The organism is Ruegeria sp. YKSF131 (genome assembly GCF_059612645.1).
This window is the reverse complement of sequence record NZ_JBXWQZ010000082.1, coordinates 1-14,551: the sequence shown is the minus strand read 5'-3', so window position 1 is coordinate 14,551 and position 14,551 is coordinate 1. Positions and strand designations below refer to the sequence as shown.

Genomic DNA, 14,551 nt, shown 5'->3' with positions numbered 1-14,551 from the left:
ACGCGACGCTTGCTTCACCGCAAATCCGCCGCATAATCACATGAACCAGATGAGCCAGACCCTCTCTTAGCTCACGCCGCCATCTGTCCCAAAATCCCTGACGACGGACACGTTGTCGGGAAGGCACTTGATGAACTACAGCGTCGATGGACCAGGTTCTCCTGGAAATAGGCTCAGCGCGCGAAGCGAATTAGGGGCCGAGTGATCAAGTTCGACGTATTGTGCCAGCGCCGCGACCTCGACGCCTGCGCATCTGTCTTCAGCGTGATGCAAGGTGAGGAGTATGCTTGGTGTGTGATGTGTAGGTATGGTGTATAAGAAGAAGGGTTCCCCTAGTTATTAGGGCGATCCGCGGTCGCAGGCGCGGCGATGGGCGGCAAAACGCCTCAAAGTAAGCGTTTACTGAACATTCAGTGCTTTCATCCCTCGTGGGATCAGCATCTTGCCACTCCTTAATCCGATAAATTGATGTCAAATTGGTGTGCTTAGGAGCTAATCGTATGCTCGGAGTTACCAGCGCTAGGAGCTGATGTCGGTTCCGTTTCCCGCCGAGGAAGATCACTGGGCTGGCTAGGGTGCTCGCTGACAGCATCCAACGTAGTTTTTGATCACGACAGCACTGAAATAGAAACGCAAGCCCTGAGCGCTCTCAGCGCTTTGGATCGATCGCCCACAACGCAACAAAAGCTAAGGGAGGTTTGGATCGTCCAGATGCCGCGGCACCAGAACCCATCCCCTTCGCTGCGCGTGGGAAAACCTAGGACTTCGACATTCTAGAGGTCTGGCGAACGGGCATGAGCGAGGCGCTGAGCCATTCCTCGCCCACTTGCGTGATCGGGCCCATTGTTTGCGACTCAAACCCATCAAGCAGATCCAGCTGTTGCTGGTCTCCATTTTTTCACACCCGAATTGTCCCTTCGATTCACGCTCTGGCCGACCACAACAGAGCCAATAACTATGGCTGCTCCTATGGACTGGGTGAGGCTAAGCGTTTGTCCCAAGTATACCCAGCCGAGCACGACAGCTGTAACAGGACTCATCATGCCGAGCATCGAGACTGCACTGGGCTCCAGGCGCGCTATGCCACGAAACCAAAGAACATAGGTTGCTGCAGCGCCAATCAACCCGAGCCAAATAAGGCCGGCGACATTTGTCGCGCTGAGCGCAGGTAGAGGCGGCTCAAGGAACAGTGCAACTGGCAGCAGTATCAAACCACCGGCTGTTAATTGCCACGCTGTGAAACTAAGCGCCGAGACCGGAGGTTGCCATTTCCGGCTGAGAACAGTGCCAGCAGCCATTGACGCGGCTCCTCCCAAACCCGCTGCTATACCGATCCAATCAAGTTGTGCTTCTGGTCCGATAAGCAGCAGAGACACACCCATTGCGCCAGTCGTGGCGGCACCAAGTGCACCAAGTCGGATTGGGGTCCCCAGCCATCCCCATGCCATCAAAATCACGATCATTGCTTGCAACGATCCTAGGGTAGCAGCCACACCACCAGGTAACCTATACGCAGTAACGAATAGGAGCACCCAAAACAGAGCGAAATTGAGGCTGCCTAAGACGAATGTTCGACCGAGCCATTCGCGTGGTGGAACGCAGCGCGTCACTGCAAGCAACAATAAACCAGCAGGCAGAGCTCGTAACACGGCCAGGGTAATCGGATAGCCAGCCGGGAGCGCTTCCGTAGTTACCAGATAAGTGCTTCCCCATACCGCTGGGGCGAGTGAAGTGAGCAGAATATCGGTTGAGCGTGACATGGTATGTCTCCCGGCTGAGGCGTTTGAGAATGTGAGTGAGACGTCAGAGGCGCGCGGGTTACGCTGCTTCCGCTTGGAGGTTTGATCCAGCGAGGCACGCTGTAATCCTTGCAACATGCGCGCCCTGGAAACGCGCTCCGGCCAGGTCAGTTTCGGTAGGCGTGCGGGAACCATCAGCACCGGCGATCGTTCCGGCACCATATGGTGCGCCGCCAATGATTTCTTCTGATGTAGTCTGGCCAGCAAATGTGTAGGGCATTCCGGCAATCAGCATCCCAAAGTGTTGAAGCGGGACTTGCGTTGTCAGAAGGGTGGCCTCGTGCCCGCCATGTTGCGAACCCGTAGATGCAAAGACCGCCCCGACTTTACCAACCAGAGCATTCCTGACCCAAAGCCCGCCAGCCTGATCCAGGAAGGACTTCATTTGGCCTGCCATCATGCCAAATCGGGTCGGCGTTCCTAAAATTATTGCATCATAGTTTTCCAGATCTGCCGGCAAGGCGACAGGCGTATCATCGACGACATAGCCGGCCTGCTGGCGGACTTCTTCAGGGACAGTTTCGGGCACGCGCCGAACGTCAACTTCAGTGCCGGGAACACTTCTGGCACCTTCGGCCTCGGCACCGGCCAATGCGCGGACGTGGCCATAGCTTGAATAGTAGAGAACGAGAATACGTGACATAGGATACCTCTCAGGGCTGCGACTTGTTCCCTGAGAGAATGGAATTTGTTGCGCCGCCAATTAAGTCGCGCTCTTTGACATCACTCTTTACCTGTATTGAATAATGTCAGGACCTGAGAGCCAGGCGCAGATGATCAAGAAAGGCTGTAACCTTTGCGTCCATTCCCAAGCGAGATGCTGTAACGGCGAATACTTCCGGCGCGGGCAGTTCGTGGTCAGGAAGAACTCGCACCAAGGCCCCGCTGGCTTCGGGAGCGTCAGAGACGAACTCGGGCAGTGTTCCGATACCTTGCCCCGCTATCAGCAGATCTCGCAAAACGAGGCTGTTGCCGACCCGCACGCGCGGATCAAGCTCTAATGTTGTGACACCTTCGGCGGCCGAGAGCTTCCAGCTCGACAAATGATCAGCAAGCAAAAAGCCGATGATCGCGTGATTTTTTAGATCCGCCGGCTGGGTCGGTGTCCCGCATCGCTCCAAGTAGTCAGGAGACGCAAATATTCTCTGCCGCATCACGCCAATCCGTCGGGCAACAAGTGCCGAATCCGGCATCGCGGCACGGATGCGTATCGACAGATCGAACCCGCCCTCGACCATATCGATCATCTTGTCGTCCATCGAAAGCGTAAATCGCAGATCAGGATAGGTTTCCAAGAACTCTGGAAGCATCGGTGCGATAACGGTTTGGCCGAAGGAACTTGACGCATTCACCCGAAGGTGCCCACGCATCGCTTTTGAGCCTTCCCTGATGGTCTGTTCCGTTTTTTCGACCGCGTCGAGAATTCCAATTGCATCTTGGTAATAAAGACTGCCGGTGTCCGTCAGTGACATGGATCGCGTCGTTCTGGTGAGAAGAACGGTTCCCAGGCTCTCTTCCAGAAGCTTGATTTCTCTGCTGAGAAGCGCAGGAGAAACACCAAGGTCTTCCGCCGCACGGGCAAAGCTACCGCGTTCAACGATACGGCGAAAAGCTTGCATGACTGACAGTTTGTCCAAGTTATGACCCTTCGAAAAAGCTGCTTATGACGTGATACGCGATAGATCGGATCTAAATCATGCCCAAATTCACATTCTTTCAGTTTGAGCTGATCTAATTCAGTTCTGTTTGGGGAGCATCCATCACACCTGTGAACTGGAGCTCGGGAACAGTTCTCGGTTCTGAGAGCTCCTCCCTACAATCTCCCCATCACCAGCCTCCCTATTAGACAACCAGCTTTTAGGGCTGACCTAGCACTACTTTGCATAAATTGGCACAGTCAGCCTCTATACGGTGCAGCTCACTATTCACGACTATTTCCCCACTATTAGCAGTCGTCGGTTTCTTCTCTCCGGAGTAGTTCGAAACACTGCCTGACATAGACCTGTGCTTACGCTCTCAATGTGGTTCTGTCTCAGGAGCGCTGTGCTCTGGTCTGAGTTACGTCCGTGTTTGTGTGTCTGGTGTCGACTGGCCTGTGTTTTGTCGCTGTGTGCGTTTTTCTGGCCTTGGTTCGGATGTGTTGTTTTCAGAGAGCCATGTTTTATTGGGTTTGTTTCGATCAAAGGTTTACATTTTTCTGGAAAAAACCTGATTTCGGCCCGGATCTGTCAACTTAATGTAAACTTAGTGTAAACCTTTTGGCCCGAAATCGGCTGTTTTGAGGGGTGAAAGGTTTACATTCCGTCCATCCCGGCCGTCGCGATGTAAACCTTTGTCAACTTTATGCAACCTCTGAGGTTGCGCGGGATCCGGCGAGGCAGGACTCTCCAGCCATTCCTCGTCGCTATCTCGAGAAACCTTTCCATTTTCCTTTGTGAGGTCGACAAAGGCGACGCAAGAGATGCACCCGACGCAACGTAGGCTTGGGGTCGCTGTCGTTACTCACTTCGCGCAAGAAGCGTAACCAGGCGCGCTCGTTAGGGGTTAGATCGTTCTGACCTTTCATGATGCCTACCTCCCGAAGATTGCCCTGATCGCGGCGCGGGTTCTACTGGTAATCCGCGGAACGTCGTTGTTGGATGCGTCACGTATCTCTTGCAGCCAACCAAGCTCGTTCGCCGTGACCGGGGTGCCGAACACCTCAAAAATGGCCAAGGCCGCCGTGTCGCCAGCAGACTGCTCCAAGGCCAGGCGCATCAAAAATGCCGGATCGCAATCCAAAGCGCGCGCCATGCTGGGCACACGATCCAACGCCAGCTTTGACGTGCCTTGCTTGATCATTGTCACCATATTCGGGTTCGGAAAGCCCGCCTCGCTGGCTATCTGCGACTGGGATTTTCGGGGCTTCAGCTCAAGCACCCGGCGGTCAACATACCTCGCCAGCCGGGTGTCACCATGCGGTTTCATAGTCATCGCTACCTTCTCAGATGTGACGCAGCATGCGCTGCACGTCTTATCTATAGCGACGATGAGAATGGGAACGTGTGGCGGGACGGAACTAAGATGATTGGACTACTCGGACCACTTGGACCGCTCGGACCGGGCAAATCCTGATACACCATCATATCGATGTTGAGGCTTCCGGTCCGGGTGGTCCAAGCCGAAACCGGAACGCGTCTGTTTGGTGCGCACCGGTTCCAATATCGTCCTTCAACTTCCCTCCGTGCTAACAAGTGCCGAAGCCCTAACTGCATATACGTTAGGACGGCCAGACACCTTGCGGCTCATCTTGAACTGCAACCCATCCCCTTTCTGCGTCTTCAGAAGGCCGGCAGCTTTGTGGATGCGCGCAATTTCAACCGCATCGCCGTTCTGATGGATCCGACGCCAGCACTCAGGTGTGACGTAGAACCAGCCCTGGTCCCGCCAGCCGTCGAGAGGTTCACCGACTCCAGTGTCGACCACTGCAAAGCGCTCCAGGTTCTTCAATACATAGGACTGGCTCCGCTCCACGGCTTCGTTGATCTCGGCACGGGTCGCACCATCGCGCGCATCAAGCCAGCCCTGGAAGAGCTCGAACGCAGCCGACTGCGCTGCGCCGCAGGGCCAGCCGGTGAGCCCAAATTTCGTCGCCGTCTCGCCAGCAAGCGCAGCAATAGCGAACCGCCCCATAACGCGCTGGACCTGACCATCGGGTGGAAGATCAGCCTTATTCCCCCACAAGTGGCAGAAGCCATCAAAAACCCGCTGAAGCTTGTCGTGCTGGTTCAGACTTTCCATGAGTTTAACTACGAACACAGGGCCGGCCACAGCATGGTTCTCGCGCACCGCTCGCTGCATTTGCTCAGCAAATGCCCGGCCGTCTGTCGCGCCGTGCAAACAGTCAAAGGCACCATGCTGTCGGGCATCGGCCGCGAGGTCGATGAGACGGATGTCCTGACCGGCATACATGGTGCGACCACCACTCGCCATATGCTCCTCAAGAGAAAGCTCCCCACTCGAGAGAACTGGCACTGACCAGCGCTTGGTCTGCTGGGCTTTGCCGTTGGAACCCATGCGCATCTTTCCGCGACCATTGGCAAGCATATAGACGATCTCTCCCGCTACACGCGGCTCCACCTGGTGGAGCTCGTCAAGCACCAGCAAGCTGTCGTTGCAGGCCGCAGCAATCCCTTCGATCCCGTTGTCAGTGCCGCGCCAGCTCTGCACCAAGGACGGTGCGCCCCAAACCGAAGCAGCCACCCCCAGCAGCGTAGATTTTCCGCGAGAGGAGGCGCCACGCAGGTGGTAGCCGCCGCCGTCGCGCCCCAGCACCGACAGGAGCGGCCCGGTGAATGCATGAGACAGCGCCAGAGTCATCAGCGGGTTATTGATGCAGGGCTCTGCCACGGCCGCTCGCCAGGTTTCCAGGCTGCCCCTTGCATACATCGCGGCGGCCACATCATCCGAAACGGCATCGGTAACCACAAGCCCTTCGCCAAGCACTCGGCCATCTCCAAGTGTGAAGACGCTGAAGCTACTATCAGCCCATCCCAGCCGATCCGAGCGCAGATACCGTGCCGCCGGCCTCCAGGTCGCTAACAGCTCTGCCACGCCCTGCGCTGCCTTCTCCACGGGCGCCAATTCCAACCCACGATCGAACAAGGGACTCAGTGCTGCGGCGGATTTCTTCGAAACATCCCGAGCTTCAAGGATCACCTCATTCCAATTCCCGTCCGGATCCTCGATCGACACGACGCGACCCCAGCCACCCATTTTTGGCCACCGGCACATTCCTTTGACAATCAACGGTGAGCAAATCCGCACCGGCACCAGGTCGTCATCCTCCCCCGGCCGCAACTGGTAGATGCCATCAGCGTTCAGTGAGAAATTGCTCGGCATACAGTCGGGCGTCACCTCAATGACTGCTCGCGGTTTAGCACTTGCCGACGACCGTGCACGCGAGGGAAAATGCACGACGTTTTCAATGTAGGAGTCGGCGCTGAAAGGGGTGTTCTGATCGGTCATTGTGAAGTCTCTCTCGGACAAGAAGGGGCGATCGCCGCGACAAGAGCCGCGTCGTCATAGGGCACCACGCCCCGCTGAGGTTCGGGGCTGGTTTAGGATGATGGAAAGGAGCCGGTTGTCAGCTTGCCAAGAGGGCGCTCGGTTCGAAATCCAGGCTACAGATGAGACCACAAGCGAGCTGGCCTTCCCACTCCTCGATATCGGCAAGACGCCAACGGGTGGTAGTCCCACCCAACTTCACAGGTGCAGGGAAGTCGCCCTTGCGCTTCCAACGCCAAATCGAGTCCTTGGATACGCCAAAACGATGCGCAACCTGGTCAACAGAAAGGTAGAGGGTATTCGCGGGGGCAGTCACTATCGCAGATCTCCGGTTTAGGCACACAAATTTAGCCCGCTTCGGACAGTTCAACTGGTCCGGCAGAGCCAACTCGGGTGCATGTTGTTGTATGGTTTGCGTATAGCAGATTTTTTCCCGATCCGCATGAGAATTCGAGAGAATTCTGTGCGAATTCGGTTTTTCCATACTTGGAGGTCGGCATTGCGTCCGGCATCGCAACCGATACGAAACATCGTCGAAAAAGCAGAACGGCCCAACAGAATGAGAACCACGTCAGTCTAAGAATCGACGGAACAGCAAAACGTTGCTTTTTGTTGCATTCAATAGAAGTATCTTTGGTGGCAATTATGGTGGCAAGAAATTACCGAAAGCCATCAAACATATATAAATCAATAAGTTATACGGTTTTATGGCGGAGACGAAGGGATTCGAACCCTCGAGACCCTTCCGGGCCTACTCCCTTAGCAGGGGAGCGCCTTCGACCACTCGGCCACGTCTCCGCCGACGGGTATATCCGTGCAAGCAACGGAAATACAAGGTCAATTCCGCAGTGTTTGGTTTTTTTTACAGATCCATCCGAACTCTTTGAAATAGAACGGAATCGCACCGGTTTGCATCCACCATTGGTACGAACTGGTTCACTTTCTTCCGGACTGATGCAGTTCGCAATGTCTTTAGAATCGCGGGCCTTGCCTGTGGCATCTGGCCTGGTTTGCGAGAATCTGAGACGTGGCAAGTCTACAGCGGCGTTCAAGTGCTCGGTTGGCTTTGCAACGTGAGACCGGGTCACGGTTTTTTGCGTGATAGCGTTCTGTACGCCGGCGTGAAGCTGGCAACTTATTGAAAAAAAGTAGAAAACACATTCCCTTTTTGGAAGTCACGATCCGGTAACGCCGTGATGCGATTCGTTCTGGTGTCGATGAGGAGAACATCATGTCGCAACATACCGTTCCGTCTGAACCATGGCAGAACCCTTATGAAGCCCATCAAAAGGTAGGCCGGGGTCGACGCCGTTTGAGTGTGTTGGCGCGTTCCTCTCAGGAGGTTTTCAAGGATCACAACGGTGAATCGGACCTTTTTGAAGGAACATGGCCCACGAATTTCTCGAAGGGGTTGCGTCATGACGTAAACGGAATTGTCGACGCGCAGGTCTATACCGAGTTTCTGGAAGAAGTGGCTGATCCGACCTGCACCGACAATTTTGGCAATCGGTTGGCGTTGTTCGACATGCCAGCCTATTCCGGGCCCTTCCGCACCGCGCCATCAGAGGGTGGTGAATTTAGGTGGCGTGCGTGGGAAGGGCCAATCCTGGGCCACCGGCTTGGTCTCAACGGATGTGACGCCGGGGGTTTGGGTATTGCCCCCGCGCCCCGGCTTGGCTCGGATGAGCTGGCGGCGGAGATGGCCGAGATCTACGCGATGGCCATTCTGCGGGATGTACCGTTCGAATCCATCAGGGATGGTGCCGGTGATGCGGCCAACGTGGCTGGTGCGCTTGGTCAGTTGGAATGGTTCCGGCGCGATGGCAGCCCTCGGGACGCCGATGGCGCTGAGATTGGAAAGGTTTCGGCGGCGCGGCGGGTTCGGGATGGTGGCGGCCTGACCCCTCAAACCCTGTTTCGTGGTTGCTCGCAGGGCTGTGCGCAGGGGCCGTATCTGTCGCAGTTCCTGGTACAAGGCCACGATCCACTGACAGCAGATCAAGCGCGCCGGCAGAAGCATAAGCTGACGCAGGCAATGGCCGCCGGGCCTGTTCCCTTCGGCGCTTTGAGGATCGACCAGAAGATCTTGCCGCAGGCGGCGGGCGTGGACTATCTGCGGGATTGGGCTGAGTGGCTGGACGTTCAGAACGGGGCGGACACGACGGCCGAACAAGCCTTTGAGAGCGACGGAACGAAATTCATTGAAACACCGCGCGACCTTGCCTCTTACGTGCATTTTGACAGAATTTATCAGACTTTTTTCAATGCCTGCCTGCTTATGCTTGGACAGGGCACTCCGACAGACGAAGGTCTGCCTGAGGATGGATATGCCGGTGTGCGTGATCCTGGCTCTGCCTGGGGCGGCGCGCATGTTTTGTCCCTGCTGACGGAAGCCGGGGCACGGGCCCTGAGGGCCGCGAAACGTCAGACGTTTCAGGTGCACAATCGTGCCCGGCCTGAAAAGCTGGGCAGTGTGACGAGTTTGATGGCAAACGGTCACGGCGCAACTCTTGGCGCGGCCGAGCCTTTTGCCGCGGCTCATCTGAGAAAACTCGAAGCTGCGGCAAGCGAAGGTTTCAGTCTTATGGATGCAATCGCCGCCTCGCCTTCGGTGAAGAGGTTTGCGCATAACGCCATTTCCCATAAGGGCCTGCCGCGAAATGACCGTAACTTGCTGCTTCCGGTTGCTTATCCCGAAGGGTCGCCAATGCACCCGTCTTATGGGGCGGCTCATGGTGCCGTTGCCGGGGCATGCGTCACTGTGCTCAAAGCTTTCTTCAGAACGCACGCTTTGGATGGATCACGGGTGTCTTTGGCTTCGGCCGGTCTGCCTCGGGTCCTTGTGCCAGCTGCGGGGGGTAAGACCCTGATCGACACGACCCGACCGGAAGACAGTGCAGACTGCCTGACGCTGAATGGCGAGTTGAACAAGCTCGCCGCGAATATTGCACTTGGGCGCAACTTGGCGGGCGTTCATTTCTACAGCGATTATTTCGACAGTATCCGGATGGGTGAGCGTATCGCGGTCGGCATTTTGGCAGAACATATGGCAAAATCACCGACGTCATCGAAAGTGTCGCTTGAGACTTTTGACGGCGATCATCTCAGCATCTTGGGTAATCGGTCTTCTGGCAGTGAAATCCACGTTGCCAATAGTTCGCCTGAATTGTGGTGGACCCGCCACCTGCCAGAACAGGCAGGTTGGGGCGGATGAAGTTTCAATTTTTTTCGGAGGGAGATTTTTCATGATGCTTCCGTGCCCGTCAACGATGATGATCTCTCGAACCAGGCTGGAACTGCCGTGGCAATTATTGATGGCAGATCAGCCCTGCATTTCAGATACGGATCGGTGTTCGGTGATGGCTGTTTTTCAATCGCCAGGTTGCGCCGATAGGGGGGTGAGTGAAGCTGCCCTGTCGGATTGGAACTCGAGAATTGAAGGGATGTTCGATGGCAATGGAGTGAGCCCGTTCTTGGTCATGGACCCAGACGACATCGTCGATGGTCAGATATCGACTGGGTTCAAATGGTCTGCCAACCCGCGCGAACCCCGGGATTGTCTGGGCGAGGAACTGGCCGCCAGTCTTTCGGATCAGGGATGGGCAAGCCGGGCTGAACTGCACAATGAATTTTTGGAATATGCGCTGATTTTACGTCCCGATTCCGACGGCAAAATGCGGCCGAAGCGCTTTGTCGCCACGACCGAACTGATGGAGTGGTGGAGAACCATGGCAGTGTTCGATCTGAATCACTTCCTTTCGGTCGTCGAAACCGTATCCAGATGTTCATATTCCTGCGAAGAGCTGTTCGAGGTTTCGCGAGCAGATTGGTGCGAGATGGATGTGCCTCAACGCATCGCTCGTTTTCACAAAAGACTGGTGGGAACAGATTTTGCCCATCCACCAGAGCATCCGTTGAATATCGAACATGCTTTGTTCATGACCACAGAGACAAACAGCCTGAGCGACCTGATCGCCACAATGCATCTTTCCTCATTTCCCTATGTTGTCGGCCATGGTGAAAACAGAAGGCCCGCGCGGCTTTGTGAGGTGTTACATTTTGCCAACCGACAGGATCTGTATTGTCGCCATGCGGGATCTGGGTTGGCGGGTGAAGCCCTTGATCTGGCCTTCTCCAAGGGCACGGCGACACCGACAGGGCGTACGATGGCGTTCGCGAATCCTCTGGGGCTTTATTTTCGGGCGTTTCACATTTCCGAACTCTTCGTGGATGCGGTGAATGTGCCGACAGATTGGGTGCGTTATCCGCGCGGTGAAGCTGGAATGCCCATGCGCCTTGAGTTCGGGCCGGGCGACGATGATCCCCGGTTTCTGGACGATATCACCATGGGAACAGGGCCAACCGCACGGCCTGTGTCGGGTTACGCGCTTGCCAGCCTGATCGAAGTTGGCCCCTTGATAACAGTAGCGGCCAAACCACGCGCGATCACAAGGGTCGAATTTGTTGAAGTCCCGCCTGTTGATCCAGGCGACATCGTTTGTGGGCTTCCAGAAACCAAACGATGCAAACAGATTTCTGAATTTGCGGACCGGACCGAAACCGAGGTCTTTGGCAACGTAGCGCTAACTCGCCAATTCAGTCACTGACAAAGGTTTCAAACCGGCACGGCTTTGACCACGGGCAAAGGTATTTCCGGCGCCGTCATATCGAATATGGCAATCGGACGCCCGGCAGCGTTGGCCGCCGCTGTCAATACAGCCATTAGCGTCGGGCCGGGGCTTTGCCAGGCATCCACATCGAAAGAGGATGCCGGAGTTGGCGGGCGATCGGTTTGCGCGCCGCGATACAGTCGGAACAAGCGTGCCTGTTCCTCATTCATCGCGTCATCTGTCACGCCGGTGTGGTCAAGCGTCACCATATTGCGCCAGGACACAACCGCCTCGCATGCCGCGTGCCAGACACCTGTCGCTAGATCGGCGGAAAAAGCCGTTCCATAGGTTGGCCGCCCGCCATCCGCATCGGCGCAGACCGCACGCAGTAGCAAGCCGACCGCCGGAACCACGCGAAGGTGAACGCTCAGATTGCGCAGGTAGGTGTTCAGCCAGCGGGTCAGATCGCGCGGCAGCGCTGTTTCGGGCAACACCTGGTCGAACCCACGTGGTCCAAGCGCGTGTTCCAGACATTCGAGCGAGGCCCATAGCGCAGCGGCCTCATGCGTTGGTCCCGCTGCGCCCCCCTTCGACGTGATCTGCCCGTCGCTGCCCGGCGCACCCAGAGCAAGGGCATCACGTGGCAGAAAATGCGTGGCACCGTCCGATGAAATCAGGCTCTCGCGGGTTTCAGGCGAATCCGCGCTGTATTGCAGCGCATAACGTTCGATCGCTTCGAAACCCGAAAGCCGTGCGGCTTCGTTCCGGTTACGCGCAGTGCCGAAGGACACGCGATGTTTCATTGCGCCAGCGGGTGGCACTGTTCCGTTTCGCAAATTGATCATGCGAAAGGCGGTGTGGATCGGAGCACCTTTGGGAAATTCAGCAAAAGAAGGTCCGGAAATAAGCCCTGCGTTTTCGGCCAGTTCAATCAGCGCGTCGGTCATTTTTGTTTCCGGATAGGTATGTAACGGGTTATACAAATGGTTGTGGTTGTTAAGAAAGGACTTTTAGTATGGCTCGTTTGACTATTAATCCGAAATACACACTTAAGGATCTTGGGTGTGAAGTTTTGAACGCCGCCCGGAGCAACGCGCTGGGGTCGCCAGAAGATCGCGATGCGGCTGAGCAGAAGATACATGACATCCTTTCGGATGTTGGTAATCCTGCGGTGGAGTTCGTCTATGATTCCAAGGACAGGGTTCACATTGTCATCCCCGATCTGAGCGATAAAGAGCCAGACCCAAATCCCGATCACCAGTCATGGTGCTGCAAGCTGGCCTACGAAGCGATGGGTGGCATTGTCGTTTATGGCTGTGGTTCCTGACCGCAGTGTCTGAACTTGCCTGAGGAGTTTATTTGAGTAAGGCAAAAACCAAGATATTCCTGACCGGTCCGTTTCAGGTGATTTGCGACGACGGCCAGGATGCAACACCACGCGGCACCAAGGCGAAAGCGCTTCTCGCCTTGGTGTTGTTGTCTAAAAATGCTGTTCGCAGCAGGGCCTGGCTGCAAGACAAGCTTTGGAGCAAAAGCTCACCCGCACAGGGTGCGGCATCGTTGCGCAAGGAACTTAGTGTCCTGACCAAGCATCTGGCCGGGTTCGGTCTGGGGTTTCTGGACATCGGGCGCGAGAATGTCTCCATCGACCTGAAAGCGCTTGAAATTGATTTGTTTGATGAACCGCTTCAACCGGATCGCGCCGAGCTTCTGGAAGGGTTGGATGTTGCAGACCCGGAATTTGAAGACTGGTTGGCCGTTGAACGGCAAGCTTATTGGGATGTTGGTTTTGATGAAAACGCGCCCGTTCCGGTTGGCGCGCGCTTTCCATCCCATTGGGGGCGCCAGAGACCAGCAATTGTTGTCGAGCCGTTTGAAGTAATTGGTGACGATAACAACATCAACGTGGCGGCGGCCTCGATCCGGGACGAATTGCTTTTCCTTTTGGGCACGTTGTCGGATGTCATTGAATTGCGCGATGCGCGAAGACAGGAAGGGCCTGTCGACGGTTATATGCTAAGCGGCAGCGTGGTAGGGGCCGAAGGGCTGCGCGTGGCAGCACAATTGACGTCAACTGTGGATCAGGTGTGCCTGTGGACCGAACGTTTCCGGTTTCGGGAAAAGGATACGTTTGACGCCGTTGAAGAAATCGCAATGAAAGTTGTCGAAGCGCTTCAGTTGCGGCTGCGGGATGGTCACTGGTCCGATATCTGGTCAGCACACGCTACATCCACCGAAGTTTGGACGGCATTTCAGAATGGCCGCATTCAGGAAAGCCTTACGACCAAGGACGGCCTGTTTCGTGCCATCCGCCAGTATGAGGTCTGTTTGCGGCGCGATCCGGACTATCTGCCTGCGCGGATCGCTGTCGGATTCTGCCGCCTGGATCTGATCCGGTTGGGCATGGAAGATTCGCCGGAACAAACGCTGGCTCTGGTCGAGGCCGACTGCGCCATCATGCGTGAAAAACACCCGGCGGATCCCTATTGTGCCGCGCTCGAAGCGTTTACCCAAAATGTTGCTGGCCATACTGCCAAGGCTTGCCAGCTGATGCGCAAGGTTCTTGAGCGGTTCCACAGCAGCCCCGAATTGCTGGGCTATTATGGTGTCTTGTTGATGTATGACGACCGGCTTGAGGACGGAATAGCCACGTATCGGCAAGCTCTTGCGTTAACTCCGCACCCGCCGATCTGGATCGAGGCGAACTTGTCAATGACCCTTGCCCTCTCGGAAGACAAGGCAGCATGGCAGCACGCGCATAATGTCTTGCGAGTGGACCCCGGCAGCGTGCGGGCGCGGGTCGTGTTATGCATGTTGTCCGCTGCGGCAGGCAACCAGTCACTGGCACGTCGGCACGCCCGTCGCATCCTGGAATTGCAGCCCGGATTTACGGCCGAGCGCTGGGCCTGGCCCGGCTGTTTCAAAAACAGAAAATACTATGACGAAGGCGCGCGACTGTTGGCCGAAGCTGGTCTTTGATGGCGTTTATTTGTCTTCCAGCACTTTACGGGCGACGCGGAAACACTCCAATGCTTGCGGAACGCCGCAATAAATCCCGACCACGTGGATGATGGCGCGTATTTCTTCTTTGGTGAC

Annotated in this window: 12 protein-coding genes and 1 tRNA gene; 4 read left to right on the top strand and 9 right to left on the bottom strand. The window is 56.1% G+C overall.

The annotated features are described in order from the left end of the window. Positions 1–863 precede the first annotated feature (863 nt). The 7 genes from AC2FLZ_RS20115 to AC2FLZ_RS20085 form a co-directional block, all read right to left on the bottom strand. On the bottom strand, positions 864–1,760 hold the full coding sequence (locus AC2FLZ_RS20115) for an EamA family transporter (protein ID WP_496882666.1): 897 nt from the start codon (positions 1,758–1,760) through the stop codon (positions 864–866). A 58-nt stretch (positions 1,761–1,818) separates the two neighbouring features. Beyond that, positions 1,819–2,442 (bottom strand): NAD(P)H:quinone oxidoreductase, encoded by a 624-nt coding sequence (wrbA, locus tag AC2FLZ_RS20110; protein ID WP_496882665.1) that lies wholly within the window; start codon positions 2,440–2,442, stop codon positions 1,819–1,821. A 106-nt stretch (positions 2,443–2,548) separates the two neighbouring features. Beyond that, positions 2,549–3,418, bottom strand: coding sequence for a LysR family transcriptional regulator (locus AC2FLZ_RS20105; RefSeq protein WP_496882664.1), 870 nt, complete (start codon positions 3,416–3,418; stop codon positions 2,549–2,551). A 952-nt stretch (positions 3,419–4,370) separates the two neighbouring features. Beyond that, positions 4,371–4,772, bottom strand: a complete 402-nt coding sequence (locus tag AC2FLZ_RS20100) for an XRE family transcriptional regulator (RefSeq protein WP_496882663.1) — start codon at positions 4,770–4,772, stop codon at positions 4,371–4,373. 237 nt (positions 4,773–5,009) lie between these two features. Further along, positions 5,010–6,806: a DUF927 domain-containing protein gene (locus AC2FLZ_RS20095; RefSeq protein WP_496882662.1), complete on the bottom strand. Its 1,797-nt coding sequence runs from the start codon at positions 6,804–6,806 to the stop codon at positions 5,010–5,012. Between the two features lie 118 nt (positions 6,807–6,924). After that, a complete protein-coding gene (locus AC2FLZ_RS20090; protein WP_496882661.1) occupies positions 6,925–7,329 on the bottom strand; it encodes a helix-turn-helix transcriptional regulator in 405 nt (134 codons plus the stop codon). 224 nt (positions 7,330–7,553) lie between these two features. Then, positions 7,554–7,643, bottom strand: a tRNA-Ser gene (locus tag AC2FLZ_RS20085). Positions 7,644–8,076: 433 nt separating this feature from the next. Here AC2FLZ_RS20085 and AC2FLZ_RS20080 point away from each other — a divergent pair. Both AC2FLZ_RS20080 and AC2FLZ_RS20075 read left to right on the top strand, forming a co-directional pair. Beyond that, positions 8,077–10,059 (top strand): phosphatase PAP2 family protein, encoded by a 1,983-nt coding sequence (locus AC2FLZ_RS20080; protein ID WP_496882660.1) that lies wholly within the window; start codon positions 8,077–8,079, stop codon positions 10,057–10,059. A 184-nt stretch (positions 10,060–10,243) separates the two neighbouring features. Next, positions 10,244–11,452: a DUF8225 domain-containing protein gene (locus tag AC2FLZ_RS20075; RefSeq protein ID WP_496882659.1), complete on the top strand. Its 1,209-nt coding sequence runs from the start codon at positions 10,244–10,246 to the stop codon at positions 11,450–11,452. Between the two features lie 8 nt (positions 11,453–11,460). Here the strand turns inward: AC2FLZ_RS20075 and AC2FLZ_RS20070 are convergent, their stop codons facing one another. Beyond that, positions 11,461–12,402 carry a YcaO-like family protein gene (locus AC2FLZ_RS20070; protein WP_480624652.1) on the bottom strand — a complete coding sequence of 314 codons (942 nt, stop codon included), beginning with the start codon at positions 12,400–12,402 and terminating at the stop codon, positions 11,461–11,463. A gap of 68 nt (positions 12,403–12,470) precedes the next feature. Here AC2FLZ_RS20070 and AC2FLZ_RS20065 point away from each other — a divergent pair, with 68 nt between their 5' ends. Next, the gene (locus AC2FLZ_RS20065; RefSeq protein WP_480622989.1) at positions 12,471–12,782 is read left to right on the top strand and encodes a hypothetical protein; all 312 of its coding nucleotides are present in this window, start codon (positions 12,471–12,473) and stop codon (positions 12,780–12,782) included. A 32-nt stretch (positions 12,783–12,814) separates the two neighbouring features. Continuing rightward, a complete protein-coding gene (locus AC2FLZ_RS20060) occupies positions 12,815–14,434 on the top strand; it encodes a hypothetical protein (RefSeq protein WP_480474904.1) in 1,620 nt (539 codons plus the stop codon). 6 nt (positions 14,435–14,440) lie between these two features. Here AC2FLZ_RS20060 and AC2FLZ_RS20055 read toward each other — a convergent pair. After that, a partial coding sequence (locus AC2FLZ_RS20055; protein WP_496882667.1) for a carboxymuconolactone decarboxylase family protein occupies positions 14,441–14,551 on the bottom strand: 111 nt, incomplete at its 5' end.

Excerpts from the sequence above, each read along its gene's own strand:
- AC2FLZ_RS20115 (WP_496882666.1), bottom strand. The coding sequence starts at position 1,760 with ATGTCACGCTCAACCGATATTCTGCTCACTTCACTCGCCCCAGCGGTA.
- wrbA (WP_496882665.1), bottom strand. The coding sequence starts at position 2,442 with ATGTCACGTATTCTCGTTCTCTACTATTCAAGCTATGGCCACGTCCGC.
- AC2FLZ_RS20105 (WP_496882664.1), bottom strand. The coding sequence starts at position 3,418 with ATGCAAGCTTTTCGCCGTATCGTTGAACGCGGTAGCTTTGCCCGTGCG.
- AC2FLZ_RS20100 (WP_496882663.1), bottom strand. The coding sequence starts at position 4,772 with ATGACTATGAAACCGCATGGTGACACCCGGCTGGCGAGGTATGTTGAC.
- AC2FLZ_RS20095 (WP_496882662.1), bottom strand. The coding sequence starts at position 6,806 with ATGACCGATCAGAACACCCCTTTCAGCGCCGACTCCTACATTGAAAAC.
- AC2FLZ_RS20090 (WP_496882661.1), bottom strand. The coding sequence starts at position 7,329 with ATGGAAAAACCGAATTCGCACAGAATTCTCTCGAATTCTCATGCGGAT.
- AC2FLZ_RS20080 (WP_496882660.1), top strand. The coding sequence starts at position 8,077 with ATGTCGCAACATACCGTTCCGTCTGAACCATGGCAGAACCCTTATGAA.
- AC2FLZ_RS20070 (WP_480624652.1), bottom strand. The coding sequence starts at position 12,402 with ATGACCGACGCGCTGATTGAACTGGCCGAAAACGCAGGGCTTATTTCC.
- AC2FLZ_RS20065 (WP_480622989.1), top strand. The coding sequence starts at position 12,471 with ATGGCTCGTTTGACTATTAATCCGAAATACACACTTAAGGATCTTGGG.